Consider the following 22,583-nt stretch of genomic DNA (forward strand, 5'->3'; position numbering starts at 1 on the left):
GTTGTTCTGCCAAGGGCATGGCTGGTTGGCTACGTTCGGGAGGGATAACCGCTGAAAGCATCTAAGCGGGAAGCCTGCTTCGAGATGAGGACTCCCACCTCTATAAGAGGGTAAGGCTCCCAGTAGACGACTGGGTTGATAGGCCGGATCTGGAAGCCAGGTAACTGGTGGAGGTGACCGGTACTAATAGGCCGAGGGCTTGTCCTCAGTTGCTCGCGTCCACTGTGTTGGTTCTGAAACCACGAACGGCCCCATGCCAGGTCACGACATGGTGCGGCTGAACAGTTTCATAGTGTTTCGGTGGTCATAGCGTGAGGGAAACGCCCGGTTACATTCCGAACCCGGAAGCTAAGCCTCACAGCGCCGATGGTACTGCAGGGGGGACCCTGTGGGAGAGTAGGACGCCGCCGAACAAATATTGGGAAAGGCCCACGCCGTATGGCGTGGGCCTTTTCGCGTTCATGGGCCTGTGTAACTGTCGGCAGGCCCGATGAGCGGGCCTGCCGACGGGGAAATCAGAGCCGGCCCGCCGCCTTCAGAGCCAGGTACGCGTCCGCCAACGCGGGAGCGAGGTCATCGGGCGTCGCGTCCACGACGGTCACCCCGCGCCGGCGGAGCTGTTCCGCGGTCCGGTGCCGTTCGTCCTGGGCCTGTGCGGCCGCCGCTGCCTCGTACACCGCGTCGGCGTCCCCGCGGGCCGTCGCCATGCGGGCGATGTGCGGGTCGGCCACGGAAGCGAGCAGAACCGTGTGGCGTTGCGTCAGCTGGGAGAGCACCGGAAGCAGGCCTTCTTCGACCGGGGCGGTGTCGAGCGTGGTGAGCAGCACGACGAGCGAGCGTCGGGGCGCCGTACGGAGCGCCGTGGCGGCGAGACCCCGGGCATCCATCTCGACGAGCTCCGGTTCGAGTGTCGCCATCGCGTTGACCAGAGAGGGAAGCACATCGCCTGCCGCGCGGCCCTGGACGAGAGCGCGAACGCGACGGCCGTAGGCGAGCAGGTCCACCCGGTCACCCGCACGTGAGGCGAGAGCGGCCAGGAGGAGTGCCGCGTCCATGGAGGCGTCCAGGCGCGGGGCGTCGCCGACCCGGCCGGCGGACGTGCGTCCGGTGTCGAGGACCAGCAGGATGTGCCGGTCGCGTTCGGGGCGCCAGGTGCGTACGGCCACCGCCGACTGCCGTGCCGTGGCCCGCCAGTCGATGGACCGGGTGTCGTCACCGGGCACGTACTCGCGCAGACTGTCGAACTCCGTGCCCTCGCCTCGGGTCAGGACGCTGGTGCGGCCGTCGAGTTCACGCAATCGTGCGAGTTTCGACGGGAGGTGCTTGCGGCTGGTGAACGGGGGCAGAACCCGTACGGACCAGGGCACTCTGTGTCCGCCCTGGCGGGAGAACAGGCCGAGCGGGCCGTAGGAGCGGATCGTGACGCGGTCCGCCCGGCGGTCACCGCGGCGAGTGGGACTCAGGCGGGTGGTGACGTGTCGGCGTTCGCCCGGGGGGACGGTCAGGCGGTGGCGCGAGGCCTCGACCTCCGTACCGGGCTGCCAGCTGCTGGGCGGCCAGCCGTCCCGCAGGCGGGCCCGGAGCGGGCGCCCCGAAGGGTTGGTCACCGTCAGTGTGACGTCCGCGGTCTCGCCCAGGCGGGTGGAGGTGTCACCGGAGCGGCTGAGCACGAGCCGTCGTACCGGAGCCGCCAGGGCGAAGTCGCAGGCGCAGGCGAGGGCCAGCGTGCCGTCGACCGCGAGGACGCCGGTCCAGCTCGGTCCCCACAGGCCGACGGGGATCGATCCGATGGCCGCGAGGAGGGCGGCCCGTCCGGTGAGGGGCATCAGCGGGGGACCGGGACGTGGGCGAGGATCGCGTTGATGACGGAGTCGGCGGTCACGCCCTCCATCTCCGCTTCGGGGCGGAGCTGGACCCGGTGGCGGAGCGTGGGCAACGCGAGGGCCTTGACGTCGTCGGGGATGACGTAGTCGCGGCCGGTGAGCCAGGCCCAGGCGCGTGCGGTGGCCAGGAGGGCGGTGGCGCCGCGCGGGGAGACGCCCAGGGTGAGGGACGGCGACTCACGGGTGGCGCGGCAGATGTCCACCACGTAGGCGGTGATCTCGGGGGAGACGGCCGTCTTGGCGACCGCGGCGCGCGCGGCCTCGAGGTCCGCGGGGCCGGCCACGGGGCGTACGCCGGCGGCGCGCAGGTCGCGTGGGTTGAAGCCCTCGGCGTGGCGGGTGAGGACGTCGATCTCGTCCTGGCGGGAGGGGAGCGGGATCGTCAGTTTGAGGAGGAAGCGGTCGAGTTGGGCTTCCGGGAGGGGGTAGGTGCCCTCGTACTCGACGGGGTTCTGGGTGGCGGCGACCAGGAAGGGGTCGGGGAGCGGCCGGGGTGTGCCGTCGACCGTGACCTGGCGTTCCTCCATGGCTTCGAGGAGGGACGACTGGGTCTTGGGCGGGGTGCGGTTGATCTCGTCCGCGAGCAGGAGGTTGGTGAAGACCGGGCCGGGCTGGAAGGAGAACTCGGCGGTGCGGGTGTCGTAGACGAGGGAGCCCGTGACGTCGCTCGGCATCAGGTCGGGGGTGAACTGGACGCGTTTGGTGTCCAGTTCGAGGGTGGCGGCGAGGGCGCGGACGAGCAGCGTCTTCGCGACTCCGGGGACGCCTTCGAGCAGTACGTGTCCGCGGCAGAGGAGAGCGACGACGAGGCCGGTGACGGCGGGGTCCTGGCCGACCACGGCTTTGGCGATCTCGGCGCGCAGGGCCTCCAGGGAGGCCCTGGCGTCGGCCGGGTTCCCGGTGCTCCCGGCGTTGTCAGTGGTCGGGTCCATCATGGACGGCGTACCTCTCTTTCGAGGGCGTCGAGCTGGTCGGTGAGGGCGATGAGGGCCGTGTCGTCGCCGGGCGGCGGTCCGAAGAGCAGTGCGTGCAGGGCCTGTCCGTCGCCGTGCAGGTGGGCGGAGAGGGCGGGGAGCAGGGTCTCGGGCGAGTGGGCCTGGGAGACGGGGACGCCTACGAGGGGGGCGAGGCGGTTGCGGGCGGTGGAGCGAAGAGCGGCGGCCGCGCGGTCGCGGGCGTCGGCCTTGCGGTAGAGGCGGGCGCGGCCTTCGACGGTCTCGGAGGCGCGGATCGTCACGGGGAGGTTCTCGGGCACGAGGGGGCCGAGCCGGCGTGCCCGCCAGAAGGCGGTGATGACCGAGGCGATGAAGAGCTGGAGTGTGCCCCAGAGCCAGCCGGAGGGGAGCAGGTCGAACAGGCTCTTCTGGTCGTCGGCGCCGGTGGCCGAGGAGTCGGAGAGCGAGGGGAGGTACCAGACCAGATGCGGGCGGGAGCCGAGGAGTTGGAGGGCGAGCGAGGCGTTGCCCTGCTCGTCGAGGCGGTCGTTGAGCAGGATGTCGGGCCCGCCGACGACGACGGTGTCGCCGCCTCCGGAGGCGGCGGGGACGCGGACCAGCGTGGCCAGGCGCTGGCTGGGGTAGCAGGAGTCGGCGTCGAGGTGGGTGGTGGTGTAGCGGATGCCGCCGGTGTCGGCGCTGCCCGCGCGGCGGGCCTCGGGCAGGCCGCAGTGCGGGTCGAGCGTGGAACTGGAGCTGGTGGCGGGGTCGGCGGTGACGCCGGGAGCGAGCCGTTCGACGGACACACTGCCCGCGGCGACCAGGACGGTACGGCCGCCCGCCCCGGCGGTCGCCGCCCGCAGCCGGGTCTGCTGGTGTGGGGTGAGCAGGTCGGGGGCGGCGACGAGCAGGGTGGTGTCGCGGCCGGCCGCGGCGCGGGCTTCGGTGAGGGTGGTCACCACCCGGGTGGACACACCGCGGTCGGCGAGGAGTTCGGCGACGGCGCGGCTGCCGGCGGGGTCCGCGGAGCGCGGGTCGAGGTAGCCGTGCCTGGTGTCGGAGCGGATGACGGCGATGGCGACGGCACCGGCGAGGAGGAGCACCACGGCGAGGACGACGCCTCGGGTGCGGGTCCACACCTGGCGGCCGCCGGGCGCGGTGGAGGTGGTCGGGGCAGGCGCCACACCGGTGGTCATTCCGCGGCTCCCCGGCGGGCGTCGTGGGTCGTGCTGGGGGCCGTGCTGTGGGCCGTGTGGTGGGTGCTGTCGGTGAGTACCGGCCTGGTGCGGTCCAGGTCGCGGTCGAGTTCGGCGATGCGGTCGTACGACGCCTGGGTCGCCCGGCGGCCGCCGTACGTCACGTCGTCGAACTCGCGGGCGGCGGTGCGCAGCCGGTCCGTGTGGGCGGGCAGGGCGCGGCCCGCTTCGGCGGCGGCCTCGTCGGCGGTGCGGCCCGGGCGGACGTCGAGCAGGGCGCGTTCCTCCAGGGCGCGTACGACGGCGCGCATGCGTTCCTGGAGGGCCTGGTTCCAGTGGCCCTGGGCGGCGTGGGCCTCGGCTGCCGCGCGGTGTTCGGCGGCGCTGCGCGGACGGTTGTCGAACAGGGCCGCGGTGGAGGCGGGCTGGTGGCGTGGGGTGCCCAGGCGCCACCACAGGGCGCCCAGGACGGCGACGACGGCCACCACCACGACGACCAGGCCCAGCGTGCCTCCCGGTGTCGCGGACGCGGCGGCGGAGAGCAGGCGGTCGATCCAGTCGAAGACCGCGTTCAGGGCGCGCTGCACCAGCCCGGGGTCGTTCTCGTGGTACATCCGCTTGGACAGCTCGTGCCGTGCCGCCTCTCGCGCGGGGTCGCGCGGGATGGTCACGGGCGGCTCGTCGCCGGAGCCGGCCGGCAAGGCCGCTTGGCGGGCCCGCAGCAGGCCTCTCACGGCCTCGTCGGCGGCGCGTGGCAGGGCCGCGGGCACTGCTGTGAGGACTCCCCCCGTCCGGCTCACCGCATCAGCTCCCCGGGACGGCGCCGGGGGTGGCGGTGCCGTGGTTCTCGACGCCGGCGGCGCGGGCCAGTTCGAGGTCGAGGGCCTCGCGGCGGATGCGCTGGTCGATGTAGAGGAGCACGGTGACACCGGCGTTGATCGGGAAGGTGAGCATGGAGCCGATCACCGAGCCGATGCCGCTGATGACGAGGAACGTCCAGCCGGGGTTGTCGCTGCCGGTCTCGAGGAAGCCGGAGAACCCGCCGCCGCCGAGGACGGCCGCCAGCAGGGTGAAGGGGATGACGGTGAGCGACGAGACGATGTTGGCGATGATGCCGGCCAGGAACTGGATGCCGAAGACCCGCCACCAGGAGCCGCGGACGAGCTTGGCGGAGCGGCCGAGCGACTTGGTGATGCCCTGCTTCTCCAGCATGAGGGCGGGCGAGGCCAGCGAGAAGCGGATCATCAGCCACACGGCGACGACGACACCGGCGAGGATGCCGAGTCCGAGCAGGCCGGCGATGGCTCCGTCGGGGCCGCCCGCGATGGCGACGACGATGCCGGGCAGTGCGCCGACGAGCAGGACGCCGACCGCGATGAGTCCCATCAGGACGAGGAGCCCGAACAGTCTGAGGACCTGCGGGCGGGCGTCGCGCCAGGCCTCGCCGATGGTCACGGACCTGCCGAGCACGGCGCGGCTGGTGACGGTCGTGAGCAGGGCGGTCGCGATGATGGTGCCGACCAGGGTGATCAGCAGAACGGCGCCGGAGCTGACGAAGATGCCGCCCGCGGCGTGGCCCACCTCGCTGAGCGAGGCGTTCGGGTCGTTGAGGGCGTCAGTGGTCTCCGTGTCGTTCAGGACGAGGCCCTGCAGGAGGATCACCGCGACCTCGGTGACGACGGCGACCGTCAGCGAGATGCCGAGGACCGTCCGCCAGTAGGTGCGCATGGTGGAGACGGCGCCGTCGAGGATCTCGCCGACCCCGAGCGGGCGGAGCGGGATCACGCCGGGCTTGGCGGCGGGCGGAGGACCGCCCCAGCCGCCGCCCCAGGCTCCGTAGCCGCCGGGCGGACCGTATCCGCCGGGGCCGCCGTATCCCCCGGGGCCGCCGTGACCTCCGGGGCCGCCAGGTCCGGAGGGGCCTCCGTAGCCGCCACCGGAGGGGCCGCCGCCCCAGCCGGGGCCCGGGGGTGGGGGCGGCGGTGCCTGGCCTGGTGCCGGGGCTCCGGTGGGCGCGGACCACTGGCCGGGTGGCGGCTGTTCCTTGGACCACTTCGAGCCGGGGCCCTGCGGGTCCGTGACCGGCTGGTCGGCGGGCTGTTCGGCAGGGGCGGACGCGCCGGGTTCCCGCCCGTCGGACGGGGCGGATCCGGGCGAGGCCCAGCCCGGAGTGTCGTTCATCGAAGCTCCTTCACGGTGCCCGTCCGCGGTCGCGGTGGCAGGTTGGCTGCCATCGTGCCATGGGGCGGTCGCCCAGTGACCTGCCGCGGTGCAGGCTGCGCACCTCCAATTGTCCGCCGGATACGGGGAAGACTGACCGCATGGCTGATCAGTACGCGCAAAGCGGCGAGGACAAGCGGCCGGCGGGAATACCCGCGATCCAATGGGAGGAGCCGCCCGAGGGGCCTGTGGTGGTCCTTCTCGACCAGACCAGACTGCCCGCGGAGGAGGTCGAGCTGGTGTGCACGGACGCACCGGCGCTGGTGGAGGCGATCCGGTCGCTCTCGGTGCGCGGGGCTCCGCTGCTCGGCATCGCGGGGGCGTACGGCGTCGCGCTCGCCGCCGCGCGGGGCTTCGACGTGGACGAGGCCGCGGCGGCGCTGGAGGGTGCCCGGCCGACCGCCGTGAATCTGTCGGTGGGGGTGCGCAGGGCCGCGTCGGCGTACCGGTCCGCGATGGCCGGAGGCGGCGACATCGGGGCGGCGGCGACCGCGGCGCTGGCCGCGGCGCGGGCGCTGCACCGGGAGGATGCCGAGGCCAGCGCCCGGATGGCCGGGCACGGGCTGGCGCTGCTCGACGAGCTGCTGCCGGGTGGCGGACACCGGATCCTGACCCACTGCAACACCGGTGCGCTGGTTTCGGGAGGGGAGGGCACGGCGTTCGCGGTGGCCCTTCGGGCGCATCGCTCGGGTCGGCTGCGGCGGCTGTGGGTGGACGAGACGCGTCCGTTGCTCCAGGGCGCTCGGCTGACGGCGTACGAGGCCGCGCGCAGCGGTATGGCGTACACCTTGCTCACCGACAACGCGGCCGGTTCGCTGTTCGCGGCGGGGGAGGTGGACGCGGTGCTGGTCGGGGCGGACCGGATCGCGGCCGACGGCTCGGTGGCGAACAAGGTGGGGAGCTATCCGCTCGCGGTGCTCGCGCGGTACCACCATGTGCCGTTCATCGTGGTGGCGCCGACGACGACGATTGATCCGGAGACACCGGACGGGGCGGCCATCGAGGTCGAACAGCGCCCCGGGTACGAGGTGACCGAGATCACAGCGCCGCAGGCGCCGGTGACGGGAGCGGGTGGCGGCCTTCCGGTGGCTCCCTTGGGGACCCAGGCGTACAACCCGGCGTTCGACGTGACGCCGCCGGAGCTGGTGACGGCGATCGTCACCGAGGAGGGCGTCGTCTCGCCCGTGACGGCCGAGGCCCTTGCCGGGCTGGGTGTCGGGTCGCGTCAGGTGGCGAGCTAGCCGGGGCCGCCGTCCTGGATAGTCGGGCGGGGGCGCCGTCCTGGCTGGCCGGGCGGGGCGTAGGGGTTCCCGTCCGGGGTCAGCGGGCCGCGCCACCAGGCCGCCGGTGGCGGGACGGGGGTCCAGTCCGGGCCGCGGTGGTCCAGCCACCATCTGCCGATGGTGTGGAACTTCTCCTCGAAGCGGCGGTCCCAGTTCAGGAACCCGGTGACCGGTGCCCGCAGGCGGGTGGTGCGGCCGCCCGCCTCGTGGATCACGACGGTCCGGCTGCCGAGGAGGGTCTCGACCTGGACGGCCTGGACGTTCGACCAGGGGATCGTCCTGCGGCGGAAGTTGTGCGCGACGGCCGCCGACGGTGTGAGCGTGACGCCGAGGGTCCGGGTGGTGGTGAGCATCAGGAGCACCAGGACACCCCACAGGAGCAGTGTGAACGAGAGGGGCTGGAACGGCCCACCGTCCAGCCAGAGCAGGATCTGGAAGCAGGCGGCGATGACCATCGGAAACGTGGACAGCAGACGTTGAGGGCGCGTCAACCGGTACCGGACGCGCTCCGGTGGTCCGGCCGCCACCTGCGATTGCCCCATCGTTCCCCGCCCCTCGCGCAACGCGGCCGGCACCGCCCCGTCCCGGTCCTTCGCGACGCAGCGTAGGCACGGGGCAGACAGTGACCGTCTCCTGCGACTATGGTCACTGGCCGGTGACCCTGGTCACCTGCGCAACCTTCACCGTTATGAGAATGGGATGATGTCGTTTATGAAGGGACGAGTCCTTGTCGTCGACGACGACACCGCACTGGCCGAGATGCTCGGCATCGTGCTGCGTGGTGAAGGTTTTGAGCCGTCTTTCGTAGCTGACGGCGACAAGGCGCTGGCCGCTTTCCGTGAGACCAAGCCCGACCTGGTGCTGCTGGACCTGATGCTGCCCGGCCGGGACGGCATCGAGGTGTGCCGCCTGATCAGGGCGGAGTCCGGGGTGCCGATCGTGATGCTCACGGCGAAGAGCGACACCGTCGACGTGGTCGTGGGCCTGGAGTCGGGCGCGGACGACTACATCGTGAAGCCGTTCAAGCCGAAGGAGCTGGTGGCCCGGATCCGGGCCCGGCTGCGGAGGTCGGAGGAGCCGGCGCCGGAGCAGCTCACCATAGGTGACCTGGTCATCGACGTGGCGGGGCATTCGGTGAAGCGGGACGGCCAGTCGATCGCGCTGACCCCGCTGGAGTTCGACCTGCTGGTCGCGCTCGCCCGCAAGCCGTGGCAGGTGTTCACACGCGAGGTGCTCCTGGAGCAGGTCTGGGGCTACCGGCACGCGGCGGACACCCGTCTCGTCAACGTTCACGTCCAGCGGCTGCGCTCCAAGGTCGAGAAGGACCCGGAGCGGCCGGAGATCGTGGTGACCGTCCGTGGTGTCGGATACAAGGCCGGACCCAGCTGACATGTCCGGGGACAGTGCCGCTACGGCCCCCGGCCGGTCCGGGGACCGTCCGGAGCGGCCTGTCGGCGGAAAGAGGCCCGGCTCGCGCCTGCGGCTGCTCTTCGAGGGCGGCCTGCTCGAGGGCGGGGTGCAGGGCAGCCCGGTACTGCGGCTCTTCCTGCGCTGGGTGCGCAGGCCGCTGCTGCCGGTCATGCGGCTGTGGCGCCGCAACATCCAGCTCAAGGTCGTCGTCACGACCCTGCTGATGTCGCTGGGCGTCGTGCTGCTGCTCGGCTTCGTCGTCATCGGCCAGGTGCGCAACGGCCTGCTGGACGCCAAGGTGAAGGCCTCGCAGAGCCAGGCCACCGGCGGTTTCTCGGTGGCCAAACAGAAGGCCGACGAGGCCGCGGCCGGTGCCACCGACACCGCTGACACGTCGGACGGACGGCAGTCGCAGAACCTCACCTCGTGGATGAGCGACCTCGTGGAGTCCCTGTCCAGTGGTGGTCAGGGCGCCTTCGACGTGGTGACGCTGCCCGCGGGTGACAACAACGGCGGTGGCGGGCGCACCCGTGCCTCCGGGTTCGTCGACCCGACGGCCAGCGTGCCCGACGACCTGCGCGCGCGGATCAACGACAGCACGACGGCCGCGCAGAGCTACACCCGGATCATGTACACGGACAGCGACAAGGAGTCGCAGCCCGCTCTGGTCATCGGCAAGCAGGTCAACGACCCGGGCAACAATCCGTACGAGTTGTACTACCTCTTCCCGCTCACCCAGGAGGAGAAGTCGCTCAGCCTGGTCAAGGGCACGCTCGCGACCGCGGGGCTGTTCGTCGTCGTCCTGCTCGGGGCCATCGCCTGGCTGGTGGTGCGGCAGGTCGTCACACCCGTGCGGATGGCGGCCGGGATCGCCGAGCGGCTGTCGGCCGGGCGGCTCCAGGAGCGGATGAAGGTCACCGGCGAGGACGACATCGCGCGGCTCGGCGAGGCCTTCAACAAGATGGCGCAGAACCTCCAGCTGAAGATCCAGCAGCTGGAGGACCTGTCGCGGATGCAGCGCCGGTTCGTGTCGGACGTCTCGCACGAGCTGCGCACCCCGCTGACGACCGTGCGGATGGCGGCCGACGTCATCCACGAGGCGCGCGAGGACTTCGACCCGATCACCGCGCGGTCGGCGGAACTCCTCGCCGACCAGCTGGACCGGTTCGAGTCGCTCCTGGCCGACCTGCTGGAGATCAGCCGCTTCGACGCGGGCGCGGCGGCGTTGGAGGCCGAGCCGATAGACCTCAGGGAGGTCGTCCGGCGGGTGGTCAGCGGAGCCGAGCCGCTCGCGGAGCGCAAGGGCACGCACATACGCGTGGTCGGCGACCTGCAGCCGGTGGTGGCCGAGGCGGACGCGCGCCGGGTCGAGCGGGTGCTGCGCAATCTCGTCGTCAACGCCGTGGAGCACGGCGAGGGCCGGGACGTCGTCGTCAAGCTGGCCGCGGCCGGAGGCGCCGTCGCGGTCGCGGTGCGCGACTACGGCGTCGGACTCAAGCCGGGTGAGGCGACCCGGGTCTTCAGCCGCTTCTGGCGGGCGGACCCGGCACGCGCGCGTACCACCGGTGGTACGGGGCTGGGGCTGTCGATCGCCCTGGAGGACGCGCGGCTGCACGGCGGCTGGTTGCAGGCGTGGGGGGAGCCGGGCGGCGGTTCGCAGTTCCGGCTGACCCTGCCGAGGACCGCGGACGAGCCGCTGCGGGGCTCGCCGATACCCCTGGAGCCCAAGGACTCCCGGCGCAACCGGGGACTCGCCGAGGCGGGTTCAGGCGGTGGCGAGGGCAAGCGGGCGACCGTGCCGGTGCAGTCCGGCGGTGGCCAGCAGTCCCCGCTCGCTTCGATGACGCAGCGGGCGGCCACCGCGGCTCCGACCGCCGACCCGACCGCGCTGCCCGGCAACGGCGCGCGCGTGGTGCCCCGGCCGGCCCAGGGCGCTCGGCGTCAGGAGGGCACGCCCGAGGCCGGCCAGGCCGGCGAGGCGGACGACTCGAACAAGTCAGGGGAGGCATTTCGTGGGCGCTGACCGCGAGGGGGGCGCCCGACGTAGACCGGTGCGCGCGGCGGCGTACGCCGTCTGTGGGGTCGTGCTGCTGGCGGGCTGTGCCTCCATGCCGGACAACGGCGACCTGCGGGACGTCGAGTCGACGCCACGGCAGGACACCCAGGTACGGGTGTTCGCCATGCCGCCGCAGCAGGACGCCTCGGCCACCGAGATCGTGCAGGGCTTCCTGGAGGCCCTGACCAGTGACGACCCGCACTTCGACACGGCGCGCAAGTACCTGACGACGGCCGCGGCGAAGACCTGGCGGCCGGAGTCGCGGGCGACGGTGCTCGCGAACGGGCCGAGCATCCAGACCACCGGGCGCCCGACCGACCAGGACGACACGGACAGCATCACCTACCTGCTCCAGGGCAGCCGGGTGGCCACTGTCGACGCGGAGCAGGCGTACGCGCCCTCCGACGGGGCGTACCGCAAGACGGTGCACCTGACGAAGGACGGCAAGAGCCGGCAGTGGCGGATCGACTCGCTGCCGCAGGGTGTCGTGATGGGCAAGTCCGACTTCCAGCGCAACTACACGTCCGTCGACAAGTACTACTTCGCCTCGGACACGTCGACGGGGGAGACCGGGCAGCCGGTGGCGGTCGCCGACCCCGTGTTCCTGCGCAGCCGGGTGGATCCGACGACCCAGCTGGTGCGTTCGCTGCTCAACGGTCCCACGACCTGGCTCGAACCGGTGGTCCGGTCGAGTTTCCCGACCGGTACGGCGCTGAAGAAGGGCGTGTCCGGGCTGACGCCCGACGACCAGAACCAGCTCACGGTGCCGTTGAACGTCAAGGCGTCCCGGATCGGTGCGGCCAAGTGCACCGAGATGGCGACCCAGTTGCTGTTCACCCTGCGGAACCTGACGCCCACGGTGGACTCGGTCGCCCTGCGGTCCGTCAGCGGTGCCCACATGTGCGACGTCGACGAGGAGCAGGCCGGGAACACGGCTTGGCGCGCCTCCGACCAGCGGCCCGAGTACCTGTACCTTCTGGACAGCAAGCACCGGCTGGTGCGGATGGCGACCGGTGGCACCGGCACGAGCGCGGTCGCGGTACCGGGACCGTTCGGCGCGGGCACCAGGCCACTGCGGTCGGTGGCGGTCTCCCGTGACGAGCGCACCGCGGCCGGGGTCACCAGCGACGGCAGGTCGTTGTACGTCTCCTCGCTCACGTCGGACGGTTCGCTCGGTGACGCCGTGCTGACCAGCCACGGTGCGAGTGCCGCCGACCGGCTGACGGCGCCCAGCTGGGACGCCCGCGGCGATCTGTGGGTGGCCGACCGCGATCCCGGCAAGCCGCAGCTGTACATGCTGGCGCAGGGCGTCGCCCAGCCGCTGGCGGTGCAGGTACCGGAACTGAACGGCCGGATCCAGGACGTGCGGGTCGCCGCCGACGGGGCGCGGATCGCGCTCGTCGTGGAGAAGGACGGCAAGCAGTCGCTGCTCGTCGGGCGGATCGAGCGCACCAAGTCCGACGACCAGCAGGAGGTCTCGGTCCTCGAACTGCGCTCCGCGACCCCCGGAGCCGAGGAGGTCACCGCGATGTCCTGGGCCGGGGACAGCCGGCTCGTGGTGGTCGGGCGCGAGCAGGGCGGTGTGCAGCAGACGCGCTACGTTCAGGTCGACGGCTCCACGCCGGACGGGCCGGCGCCGGCGGCTCTCACGGGTGTCCTGGCGATCGCCGCGTCGGAGGACGACCGGGTGCCGCTGGTGGCCGACTCGCAGGACGACGGGATCGTCCGGCTGCCGTCCGGGGACCAGTGGCAGAAGGTGGTCAAGGACGGGTCGGTCCCGGTCTATCCGGGCTGAACCCGCCACAGCGGGTGAGCGGCCGTCCCGGCCCGGCACACGGCCGGGTGGGGACGGCCGCTTCGTTGTTCCGGGGTGCGGCGCTTCGTCGTGCGCGAGCGCGGCGCTTCGTTGTGCGTGGGTTCCGCGATCGTGGGCGGGGGCGGCGGTCCTCTGGTGTCGCGTCGGTTTTCCTACGGCCGTGTGGGTGATCTGCCGTGCGGGGCGGGTGGAGTTGTCCACAGGTGGTTGTCCACAGGGGTGGCCGGTCCGGTCCGGCGTGGGCACAGTGGGCACATGCGGGGGTGGTGGCAGGACCTCACCGACCTGGTGCTCCCGGCCAAGTGCGGAGGCTGTGGGACGCCTCGCACGGTGCTCTGCGACGAGTGCCGTGCCGCCCTGAGCGGGGCCGCACCGCGCCGGGTGCGACCGGTGCCGGAGCCGCCGGGGCTGCCGGCGGTGTACGCGGCGGCGACCTACGCCGACGCGGTGCGGGCGGCGATCCTCGCCCACAAGGAACGGGGTGCGCTGGCGCTCGCCGGGACCTTGGGCGCGGCGCTGGCGGGAGCCGTGCGGGCGGGGTTGCGGGAGCCCCGGACCGTGCGGATCCTCACCTCTCGGGGGGATTTGTCGCTCGGTGCGGGTACCCCGACAGGTGACGGAACTGGCGTCGCCCCTCCCACGCGGCCCGTGCTGCTTGTGCCGGTGCCCTCCGCGCCCTGGGCCGTGCGGGCACGGGGGCACGATCCGGTGCGGCGGATCGCCCTCGCGGCGGCCGCCGAGCTGCGGCGGACCGGGGCCCCGGCCCGGGTCGTCCCGGTGCTGCGGCAGCGGCGGGCGATGGCCGACCAGTCGGGGCTCGACTCCCGGCAGCGGATGGCCAACGTCGCCGGCGCGCTGGAGGTGACGCGGGGCGGTGCCGGGCTGCTCGCCGGGGGCCGGATCGTCCTCGTCGACGACCTGGTCACCACGGGCGCCACTCTCAGCGAGGCGGCACGAGCGGTACGGGAGGCGGCGGCGACCGATGGGAAAGGAGAGACGGCAACGGCTGTGTATCGGCGCGCGACCTGGGAAGTAAGGGAGGAACGGACGGCCGGATCAGGAGAAGAACGAGCGAAGTGGACACGGGACGCACCGGGAATCGCTGCGGGGAACGCCCTCGCGGGACCGGTCCGTGCGGCTGTGATCGCGGCCGTACCGGATTCTTTCGAAAAGAACCGGAACTGACTGCGAGCGAGCATCGTTGCAGGTAGTGACCGGGTCAATTCACCTGAATGGAGGTACGCATCAGTAGAGGGTGACGACATCCGTCCGGGCGAGATATGTTCGGTTGTGAGGGAGAAAGCCGCAGGCCATGCCTCCCGTATCCGAATGCCGTGCCGCGGGTTTTCCGTAATCATCGCGGTGCCGGGGTGGAGATCTTGCCCATGGGGGAGGAGGAGGTGAAGTCACCGAGTCCGAGGCTCCGGGGTTCACCGGAGTCGGGTGCAAAAAGGGAGATGCTCCGCGGCGAAGCGGAGCGCTCCGGGAACGGAGTTCTGCGTGGACATCGTCGTCAAGGGCCGCAAGACCGAGGTGCCCGAGCGGTTCCGCAAGCACGTGGCCGAGAAGCTGAAGCTGGAGAAGATCCAGAAGCTCGACGGCAAGGTGATCAGCCTCGACGTCGAGGTGTCCAAGGAGCCCAACCCCCGACAGGCCGACCGTTGCGACCGAGTGGAGATCACGCTCCGCTCCCGCGGTCCGGTGATCCGGGCGGAGGCAGCGGCCAGTGACCCGTACGCGGCACTCGACCTGGCGGCGGAGAAGCTGGACGCGCGGCTGCGCAAGCAGCACGACAAGCGGTTCTCGCGTCGTGGCGCACAGCGGATCCCGGCGGCCGAGGTGGCCGACCATGTCCCGGGCGCGGCCACGCTCAACGGGAACGGCACCCCCGTGCCGGCGGACGACACGGACGGCGTACCCACCAAGAAGATCGGCTCGCTGGAGGTCCGGGGCGAAGGCCCCCTGGTCGTCCGCGAGAAGACCCACGTCGCCTCTCCGATGAGCCTCGACCAGGCCCTCTACGAGATGGAACTGGTCGGACACGACTTCTACCTGTTCGTCGACTCCGAGACCAAGGAGCCGAGCGTCGTCTACCGGCGGCACGCGTACGACTACGGCGTCATCCACCTCAGCACCGACCCGATGGTCACCCAGGCGCAACCCCCGGCGGCGGGAGGCACGCTGGGCGGCTGACCTGCCCGGCCGACAGCTGAACCTGTGCCCCTGGAAGCGCGTGTGCGCCCCCGGGGGCACCGGTGTGCGACCACTTCGCGTCCCGCTCTGTCACCGCGTTGTCGGCCGGACATGGAATCATGGCGGCAACGGCCCAACCGGTGGGCCGCTGCCTTGGGTTGGCGATGGCACAGCACCACAGGCCACAGCCTTCAGGGGGAGGAACGATGGCGGAAAGCTTCGGACCGATGCGGGACGGTGACGCCGACGACGGCGTTGTCGGCATGGGCCCGGACGCGGGCGGCACTCCACGCAAGGAACCGATCAGAGTCCTTGTCGTGGACGACCACGCCCTCTTCCGCCGCGGCCTGGAGATCGTGCTCGCCGCCGAGGAGGACATCCAGGTCGTCGGAGAGGCCGGCGACGGCGCCGAGGCCGTCGACAAGGCCGCCGACCTGCTGCCCGACATCGTGCTGATGGACGTCAGGATGCCCAAGCGCGGCGGTATCGAGGCCTGCACCTCCATCAAGGAGGTCGCCCCCAGCGCGAAGATCATCATGCTGACGATCAGCGACGAGGAGGCCGATCTCTACGAGGCGATCAAGGCGGGCGCGACCGGATACCTCCTCAAGGAGATCTCCACCGACGAGGTGGCCACCGCCATTCGCGCGGTGGCCGACGGACAGTCGCAGATCAGCCCGTCCATGGCGTCGAAACTCCTCACCGAGTTCAAGTCGATGATCCAGCGCACCGACGAGCGCCGACTGGTGCCGGCGCCCCGGCTCACCGACCGTGAACTCGAAGTGCTCAAACTCGTCGCCACGGGGATGAACAACCGCGATATCGCGAAGGAGTTGTTCATCTCCGAGAACACCGTGAAGAACCACGTGCGCAACATCCTGGAGAAGCTCCAGCTGCACTCCAGGATGGAAGCGGTGGTCTACGCGATGCGCGAGAAGATCCTCGAGATCCGCTGACCGCCCGGCACGGGCCGGAACCGCTCAGCGCAGTGCGGCCGTCAGCGAACGGGTCACTTCCCGCAGCAGGGGCTCGCGCAGTTCGGGCGCGTCCACACGCTCCACACGGACCGTGGTGCAGTCCACCCAGCTCGCCGCCTCCACCAGGGCCTCCGCGACCGCCGGAACCGCCTTCGGGCCATCCAGCGTGACCTGCCGGGCCACCAGGACCCCGCCCGCCTCGCGCGCCGGGTCCACCCGGCCCACGAGTCGCCCGCCCGCCAGCACCGGCATCGCGTAGTAGCCGTGCACCCGCTTCGGCTTCGGCACGTAGGCCTCCAGGCGATGGGTGAAGCCGAAGATCCGCTCGGTGCGCGCCCGGTCCCAGATCAGGGAGTCGAAGGGCGAGAGCAGCGTCGTACGGTGCCGGCCACGCAGCGGTGCGGCCAGCGCCGCCGGGTCCGCCCAGGCCGGCTTCCCCCAGCCCGCCACCTCCACCGGTACCAGCCCCGAGTCGGCGATCACCGCGTCGACCTGCTCGCCCTTGAGCCGGTGGTAGTCGGCGATGTCCGCGCGCGTGCCGACCCCCAGTGACTGCCCGGCCAGCCGCACCAGACGACGCAGGCACTCGGTGTCGTCCAGATCGTCGTGCAGCAACTCCGGCGGGACGGCTCGCTCGGCCAGGTCGTACACCCGCTTCCAGCCGCGGCGCTCGACGCACACCACCTCGCCGTACATCAGCGCGCGTTCCACCGCGACCTTGGTGCCCGACCAGTCCCACCATTCGCTGGTCTTCTTCGCGCCGCCCAACTCCGTGGCGGTCAGCGGGCCTTCGGCGCGCAGCTGCTTGATGACCTGGTCGTAGACGCCTGTCGGGAGGTCGTGGTTCCAGTGCGGACGGTCGCGGTAGGCGCGGCGGCGGAAGGCGAAGTGCGGCCACTCCTCGATGGGGAGGATGCAGGCCGCGTGCGACCAGTACTCGAAGGCGTGCGTGTCCTGCCAGTAGGCGGCCTCGACCGCCCTGCGGCCGACCCGGCCCAGGCGGGCGTACGGGATGAGTTCGTGGGAGCGGGCGAGGACCGAGATCGTGTCCAGCTGGACCGCGCCGAGGTGGCGGAGCACGCCCCGGACGCCCGAGCGGCGGTCGGGGGCGCCGAGGAACCCCTGTGCCTTCAGTGCGATACGGCGGGCTTCGTCCGCCGAGAGGGCGGCGGGGCGCGGGAGGGTCGTCATGACTCGGACCCTAGAGGCTGCCACTGACAGTGCGGCGCGAACTGCGGTTTCAGTCCTGCGAGGGGGCCGGCAGGTAGGGCGCGGCCGACGGCAGGCCCAGGTCCGAGGGGAGCAGGGAGCCCACCCAGCAGTCGCGTCGTACGCCCTTGTTGTTGATGCCGGAGCGCAGCGTGCCCTCCATGGCGAAACCGGCGCGCCGGGCGACCGCGCGGGAGGCCTGGTTGCCGACCTCGGCACGCCATTCGACCCGGTCGATCGCCATCTCGGTGAAGGCCCACCGGGCGACGGCCAGGGTGGCCTCCGTGATGTGACCGCGCCCGCGGTGCTCGCGGGCGGCCCAGAAGCCCACCTCGGCCGTCCCCAGCGAGCGCATGGTGAGGCCGAGCATCCCGGCCAGGCCCTTGGTGGGGAGGAAGACGCCGAAGGTGAACATCGAGCCCTCGGACCAGCCGTCGGGAACCATCTGCTCGGTGAAGCCGCGGGCGTGTTCCGGGAGGTAGGGGGAGGGAATCGTCGTCCAGCGCTGGATGTCGGGGTCCTGGACGGCCGCGTACACCGCGTCGGTGTCCTGCGGGCCGACCGCGCGCAGCAGCAGACGCGGGGTGGTGAGCGTGACGGGTTCCATCGGCTGATTCTGCTCGGCCGGGCGTCCGGCCCGCCATCCCTTTCGCGCTCGGTGAGCGCGTGATCACAATTCGCGCAATTCCTTGCCCGGCGCGGCACTATCCGCGCGTCCGGGCCGTTGTCCCGTATGAATCGGAAAAGCGTCGACGGTCCTCGGACCGCCGGGCCTCCCGGCGCGCCCGGGTCCTCGCATACGATGGCCGTTGCTCAGTAAGTCAAATGGAAACCGACCGTCCCAGGCCCGACCGGCAAGGAGACAAACCCCCGTGTCCGTCCTCTCGAAGATCATGCGTGCAGGCGAAGGCAAGATCCTGCGCAAGCTGCACCGCATCGCGGACCAGGTCAACTCCATCGAAGAGGACTTCGTCGACCTCTCCGACGCCGAGCTGCGGGCCCTCACCGATGAGTACAAGCAGCGCTACGAAGACGGCGAGAGCCTCGACGACCTGCTCCCCGAGGCGTTCGCGACCGTCCGCGAGGCCGCCAAGCGCGTCCTCGGCCAGCGCCACTACGACGTGCAGATCATGGGCGGCGCGGCCCTCCACCTCGGCTACGTGGCCGAGATGAAGACCGGTGAGGGCAAGACCCTCGTCGGCACCCTGCCGGCGTACCTGAACGCGCTGGCGGGCAAGGGCGTCCACCTCATCACGGTCAACGACTACCTGGCCGAGCGCGACTCCGAGATGATGGGCCGCGTCCACAAGTTCCTCGGCCTGAACGTCGGCTGCATCCTGGCCAACATGACGCCGGCCGAGCGCCGCGAGCAGTACAACGCCGACATCACGTACGGCACGAACAACGAGTTCGGCTTCGACTACCTGCGCGACAACATGGCCTGGGCCCAGGACGAGCTCGTCCAGCGCGGCCACAACTTCGCCATCGTCGACGAGGTCGACTCCATCCTGGTCGACGAGGCCCGTACCCCGCTGATCATCTCCGGTCCGGCCGACCAGGCCACCAAGTGGTACGGCGACTTCGCCAAGCTGGTCCTGCGCCTGAAGAAGGGCGAGGCGGGCAACCCGCTCAAGGGCATCGAGGAGACCGGCGACTACGAGGTCGACGAGAAGAAGCGCACCGTCGCCATCCACGAGTCCGGCGTCTCCAAGGTCGAGGACTGGCTGGGCATCGACAACCTCTACGAGTCGGTGAACACCCCTCTGGTGGGCTACCTGAACAACGCCATCAAGGCGAAGGAGCTCTTCAAGAAGGACAAGGACTACGTCGTCATCGACGGCGAGGTCATGATCGTCGACGAGCACACCGGCCGTATCCTCGCCGGCCGTCGTTACAACGAGGGCATGCACCAGGCGATCGAGGCGAAGGAAGGGGTGGACATCAAGGACGAGAACCAGACCCTCGCCACGATCACCCTGCAGAACTTCTTCCGCCTCTACAAGCGCCACGACCACAACGGCAAGGAACTGCCCGGCCTGTCCGGCATGACCGGTACGGCCATGACCGAGGCCGCCGAGTTCCACCAGATCTACAAGCTCGGCGTGGTCCCGATCCCGACGAACCGGCCGATGGTCCGCAAGGACCAGTCGGACCTGATCTACCGCACCGAGGTCGCCAAGTTCGAGGCGGTCGTCGACGACATCGCGGAGAAGCACGAGAAGGGCCAGCCGATCCTGGTCGGCACGACGTCCGTCGAGAAGTCGGAGTACCTCTCGCAGCAGCTCTCCAAGCGCGGCATCCAGCACGAGGTGCTCAACGCCAAGCACCACGAGCGCGAGGCGTCGATCGTCGCGCAGGCGGGGCGCCGGGGTGCCGTGACGGTGGCCACCAACATGGCCGGCCGTGGTACGGACATCAAGCTGGGCGGCAACCCGGAGGACCTCGCGGAGGCGGAGCTGCGGCAGCGCGGCCTCGACCCCGAGGAGCACATCGAGGAGTGGGCGCAGGCGCTGCCGGCCGCCCTGGAGAAGGCCCAGCAGGCGGTCAAGGCCGAGTTCGAGGAGGTCAAGGACCTCGGAGGCCTCTACGTCCTCGGCACCGAGCGGCACGAGTCGCGCCGGATCGACAACCAGCTGCGTGGTCGTTCCGGCCGGCAGGGCGACCCCGGCGAGTCCCGCTTCTACCTCTCCCTCGGCGACGACCTGATGCGGCTCTTCAAGGCCCAGATGGTCGAGCGCGTGATGTCCATGGCGAACGTGCCGGACGACGTGCCGATCGAGAACAAGATGGTCACCCGCGCGATCGCGTCCGCGCAGTCGCAGGTCGAGCAGCAGAACTTCGAGACCCGTAAGAACGTCCTGAAGTACGACGAGGTCCTCAACCGGCAGCGCGAGGTCATCTACGGCGAGCGCCGCCGCGTCCTGGAGGGCGAGGACCTGCAGGAGCAGATCCAGCACTTCATGGACGACACGATCGACGCGTACGTCGGCGCGGAGACCGCCGAGGGCTTCCCGGAGGACTGGGACCTCGACCGTCTGTGGGGCGCCTTCAAGCAGCTCTACCCGGTCAAGGTCACCGTCGAGGAGCTGGAGGAGGCGGCCGGCGACCGTGCGGGTCTGACCGCCGAGTACATCTCCGAGTCCATCAAGGACGACATCCGCGAGCAGTACGCGTCGCGTGAGACGCAGCTCGGCTCCGAGATCATGCGCGAGCTGGAGCGCCGGGTCGTGCTGTCCGTCCTGGACCGCAAGTGGCGCGAGCACCTCTACGAGATGGACTACCTCCAGGAGGGCATCGGCCTGCGCGCGATGGCCCAGAAGGACCCGCTGGTCGAGTACCAGCGCGAGGGCTTCGACATGTTCACCGCGATGATGGACGGCATCAAGGAGGAGTCCGTCGGCTACCTGTTCAACCTGGAGGTCCAGGTCGAGCAGCAGGTCGAGGAGGTCCCCGTCGAGGACGCCGTGCCCGTGGACGGGGTCCAGGACGCGGTCCCGGCCCAGGCGGGTTCCCGTCCCGAGATCCGGGCCAAGGGTCTGGAGGCGCCGCAGCGCCGGGGCATGCACTTCTCGGCGGCGACCGTGGACGGGGAGGGCGGCCTCGTCGAGGGCGACTTCGCCTACGACGATGACGAGCCGGCCCGCTCCGAGGCCGACGGCCTGACCCGCGCCGAGCGCCGCAAGCAGGCGAAGGGCAGCCGCCGCCGCAGGAAGTGACGGCACCGACACCACCGCCCAGGGGCCGGCCACCTCGCCAGAGGAGGCCGGCCCCTCGGCGTACGCCCGGCGCCGAGGGGAGGACAGGCATGGCCGTCGCCGCGCCTGTGCGGGAGGCATGACTGGGGCCGCGCCTGTGCGGGATTGGCGGCCCGTGCGAGGGGGACGGCTGTCGCCGCGCCCATGCGAGGGGACGGCTGTCGCCGGGCCCGCGTGAGCGAGACGGCTGCTGCCGCGCCCGTGTGCGCGGGACGGCTGTCGCCGTACCCCCCGGCCGGTCGGTCCCTGTCGCCGTGCCCCTCGGCCGGTCGGTCCCTGCCTCGGGGCGGTCCGTCAGCTGCCCCGGGGTGGGCGGGGGCCGCCCAGTTCCACCGCCGTGCAGCGCCAGCGGAGGTCGGCGCCCTGTTCCAGGCGGAAGGCCATGGCGCGCAGTTGCTCGCCCGCCGCGATACGGGCGAAGACCTCGAGGGCGCCGGCGCGCGGCACGTAGTAGCCGATGTCGCGGACCACGGGGTCGGCGCCACGGGCGCGCAGCGGGCCGCGTTCGGCGAGGCGGGCCAGGTCGTCATAAGCGGGGCCCGCGGTGTGCCGGAGCATCCAGTGGACCGGGCGGCGGCCGCTCAGCACGGCCAGCAGACGCTCCGCGAAGAGGTCGGTGGGCCGGGGGCCCGTCGGTGCGGCCGGCGGGGTGAGCGGCCTGCGGGAGGCGGGGGTGCCGGGGCGGCGGGAGTCACGGCGACCGGGCGGACGGGTGTCCGGACGGAGCTTGGTGGTCCTGGTCATGACCTTGTTCATGGGGGTCCCCGTTCGGCGGCCCGGCTGATACCGGGCGGTAACTTGAGGTTGAGGATCTTGTACGGGGCCCGGGACGGCGACAGCAAGGCGAAGGCAGCCCGTGTCGAGGCCCCGGAAGATTCACCTATCCGAGTGGTCGGGGGCAGAGAAAACCCGCCGGACAGGCGGCGGCACCGGGTGAACCGAGGGGCGTGGGGTGGACGCCTCCGAGGTCACCGCCCGGGACCCGAAAGGGGACGCCCGCACGTATCCTGAAGGCCCTCCGCGACGGTCGTCGCGGGAAGCGGTACCGGCAGAGTCGAAGCGTCCAGAGAGAGCGGCCAGCATGCGCGTCTACGTCCCCCTGACCCTCCCCGCGCTGGCCGAGGCGCACAAGACGGGCGAGCTGGGGACCGGTCCGTTCGTCGCCTACGCCGTCACACCCGCGCTGCGCGAGTGGTACCTCTCCGATGACATAGAGGAACTGGAGTACGCGGCGCTCAGCCGGGCCGCGCTGGCCTCCCTGCGGCTGCTGGCCGCCGGCCCGGACGCGCCGCGGCGCCGGGTCGTGGTCGCCGTGGACGTGCCCGACGGCACGGCGGCGGCCGATCCGGACCGTGGCCTGGACCCGGCGGCGCTGGGCGAGGTGCGGGTGACCGCGACGGTGGCGCTGGCCAGGGCCGCCGCGGTGCACGTGGACTCCGACGACGCGGACGAGGACGTGACCGCCGCGGCCGGAGCGCTCGCGGCCGCGGACGGCGGGGACGACGACGCACAGTTCGTGGTGGACGGGGCCGAGGACCACGAACTGCTCTGGTACGCCACGCAGGAGATCCCGAACCTGGTGGGACAGGGCGGCTGAACGGGCCTGCCGAGGCCTGGCAACACCTCTGTGACCTGCGGTGATGCTCCGTC

18 protein-coding genes and 2 rRNA genes are annotated in these 22,583 nt (G+C 71.5%); 11 read left to right on the forward strand and 9 right to left on the reverse strand.

Annotated features, from left to right (window positions below):
* Window positions 1-207 (forward strand): 23S ribosomal RNA (locus MB828_RS25280); the annotation flags it as partial.
* 89 nt (window positions 208-296) lie between these two features.
* Window positions 297-413 (forward strand): 5S ribosomal RNA (gene rrf, locus MB828_RS25285).
* A 102-nt stretch (window positions 414-515) separates the two neighbouring features.
* Here the strand turns inward: rrf and MB828_RS25290 are convergent.
* The 5 genes from MB828_RS25290 to MB828_RS25310 are packed head-to-tail and all read right to left on the reverse strand — an operon-like array spanning window position 516 to window position 6,195.
* Window positions 516-1,826, reverse strand: coding sequence for a DUF58 domain-containing protein (locus tag MB828_RS25290; protein ID WP_301650206.1), 1,311 nt, complete (start codon window positions 1,824-1,826; stop codon window positions 516-518).
* Window positions 1,826-2,815 carry an AAA family ATPase gene (locus MB828_RS25295; protein ID WP_107483224.1) on the reverse strand — a complete coding sequence of 330 codons (990 nt, stop codon included), beginning with the start codon at window positions 2,813-2,815 and terminating at the stop codon, window positions 1,826-1,828. The genes MB828_RS25290 and MB828_RS25295 overlap by 1 nt, the downstream gene beginning before the upstream one ends.
* Window positions 2,815-4,014, reverse strand: coding sequence for a DUF4350 domain-containing protein (locus MB828_RS25300; RefSeq protein ID WP_301650207.1), 1,200 nt, complete (start codon window positions 4,012-4,014; stop codon window positions 2,815-2,817). Before MB828_RS25300 ends, MB828_RS25295 begins: the two co-directional genes overlap by 1 nt.
* Complete coding sequence (locus MB828_RS25305) at window positions 4,011-4,814, reverse strand: DUF4129 domain-containing protein (RefSeq protein WP_301650208.1); 804 nt, start codon at window positions 4,812-4,814, stop codon at window positions 4,011-4,013. The genes MB828_RS25300 and MB828_RS25305 overlap by 4 nt, the downstream gene beginning before the upstream one ends.
* A 4-nt stretch (window positions 4,815-4,818) precedes the next feature.
* Complete coding sequence (locus MB828_RS25310) at window positions 4,819-6,195, reverse strand: DUF7544 domain-containing protein (RefSeq protein WP_301650209.1); 1,377 nt, start codon at window positions 6,193-6,195, stop codon at window positions 4,819-4,821.
* 140 nt (window positions 6,196-6,335) lie between these two features.
* Here MB828_RS25310 and mtnA point away from each other — a divergent pair, with 140 nt between their 5' ends.
* The gene (gene mtnA / locus MB828_RS25315; protein ID WP_301650210.1) at window positions 6,336-7,475 is read left to right on the forward strand and encodes an S-methyl-5-thioribose-1-phosphate isomerase; all 1,140 of its coding nucleotides are present in this window, start codon (window positions 6,336-6,338) and stop codon (window positions 7,473-7,475) included.
* Here mtnA and MB828_RS25320 read toward each other — a convergent pair.
* Window positions 7,472-8,059: a hypothetical protein gene (locus MB828_RS25320; protein WP_301650211.1), complete on the reverse strand. Its 588-nt coding sequence runs from the start codon at window positions 8,057-8,059 to the stop codon at window positions 7,472-7,474. The genes mtnA and MB828_RS25320 overlap by 4 nt on opposite strands.
* Window positions 8,060-8,216: 157 nt before the next feature.
* On the opposite strand from MB828_RS25320, the gene mtrA reads away from it, so the two are divergent.
* From mtrA to MB828_RS25350, 6 genes are all read left to right on the forward strand, one after another.
* Complete coding sequence (gene mtrA, locus MB828_RS25325) at window positions 8,217-8,906, forward strand: two-component system response regulator MtrA (RefSeq protein WP_191870552.1); 690 nt, start codon at window positions 8,217-8,219, stop codon at window positions 8,904-8,906.
* A 1-nt stretch (window position 8,907) separates the two neighbouring features.
* Window positions 8,908-10,950: an MtrAB system histidine kinase MtrB gene (gene mtrB, locus MB828_RS25330; protein ID WP_301650212.1), complete on the forward strand. Its 2,043-nt coding sequence runs from the start codon at window positions 8,908-8,910 to the stop codon at window positions 10,948-10,950.
* Window positions 10,940-12,778, forward strand: coding sequence for an LpqB family beta-propeller domain-containing protein (locus MB828_RS25335; RefSeq protein ID WP_133021555.1), 1,839 nt, complete (start codon window positions 10,940-10,942; stop codon window positions 12,776-12,778). The genes mtrB and MB828_RS25335 overlap by 11 nt, the downstream gene beginning before the upstream one ends.
* 276 nt (window positions 12,779-13,054) lie before the next feature.
* A complete protein-coding gene (locus tag MB828_RS25340; RefSeq protein WP_301650213.1) occupies window positions 13,055-13,984 on the forward strand; it encodes a ComF family protein in 930 nt (309 codons plus the stop codon).
* Window positions 13,985-14,299: 315 nt separating this feature from the next.
* Window positions 14,300-14,992: a ribosome hibernation-promoting factor, HPF/YfiA family gene (gene hpf / locus MB828_RS25345; protein ID WP_133021557.1), complete on the forward strand. Its 693-nt coding sequence runs from the start codon at window positions 14,300-14,302 to the stop codon at window positions 14,990-14,992.
* A 206-nt stretch (window positions 14,993-15,198) separates the two neighbouring features.
* Complete coding sequence (locus MB828_RS25350; RefSeq protein ID WP_133021558.1) at window positions 15,199-15,948, forward strand: response regulator; 750 nt, start codon at window positions 15,199-15,201, stop codon at window positions 15,946-15,948.
* A gap of 24 nt (window positions 15,949-15,972) precedes the next feature.
* Here MB828_RS25350 and MB828_RS25355 read toward each other — a convergent pair whose 3' ends face one another.
* Together MB828_RS25355 and MB828_RS25360 are read right to left on the reverse strand one after the other, a co-directional pair.
* A complete protein-coding gene (locus MB828_RS25355) occupies window positions 15,973-17,160 on the reverse strand; it encodes a winged helix-turn-helix domain-containing protein (RefSeq protein ID WP_301650214.1) in 1,188 nt (395 codons plus the stop codon).
* 49 nt (window positions 17,161-17,209) lie between these two features.
* Entirely contained in the window at window positions 17,210-17,785 is a 576-nt protein-coding gene (locus MB828_RS25360) for a GNAT family N-acetyltransferase (protein WP_133021560.1), read from the reverse strand.
* 265 nt (window positions 17,786-18,050) lie between these two features.
* On the opposite strand from MB828_RS25360, the gene secA reads away from it, so the two are divergent.
* Complete coding sequence (secA, locus tag MB828_RS25365) at window positions 18,051-20,894, forward strand: preprotein translocase subunit SecA (RefSeq protein ID WP_133021561.1); 2,844 nt, start codon at window positions 18,051-18,053, stop codon at window positions 20,892-20,894.
* Window positions 20,895-21,227: 333 nt separating this feature from the next.
* Here the strand turns inward: secA and MB828_RS25370 are convergent, their stop codons facing one another.
* Window positions 21,228-21,689 carry an Rv3235 family protein gene (locus MB828_RS25370; RefSeq protein ID WP_133021562.1) on the reverse strand — a complete coding sequence of 154 codons (462 nt, stop codon included), beginning with the start codon at window positions 21,687-21,689 and terminating at the stop codon, window positions 21,228-21,230.
* Between the two features lie 325 nt (window positions 21,690-22,014).
* On the opposite strand from MB828_RS25370, the gene MB828_RS25375 reads away from it, so the two are divergent.
* Window positions 22,015-22,530 (forward strand): DUF6912 family protein, encoded by a 516-nt coding sequence (locus MB828_RS25375; protein WP_301650215.1) that lies wholly within the window; start codon window positions 22,015-22,017, stop codon window positions 22,528-22,530.
* Window positions 22,531-22,583: the final 53 nt, after the last annotated feature.

It is taken from the genome of Streptomyces arenae (genome assembly GCF_022343545.1).
GTDB lineage: Bacteria > Actinomycetota > Actinomycetes > Streptomycetales > Streptomycetaceae > Streptomyces > Streptomyces humi.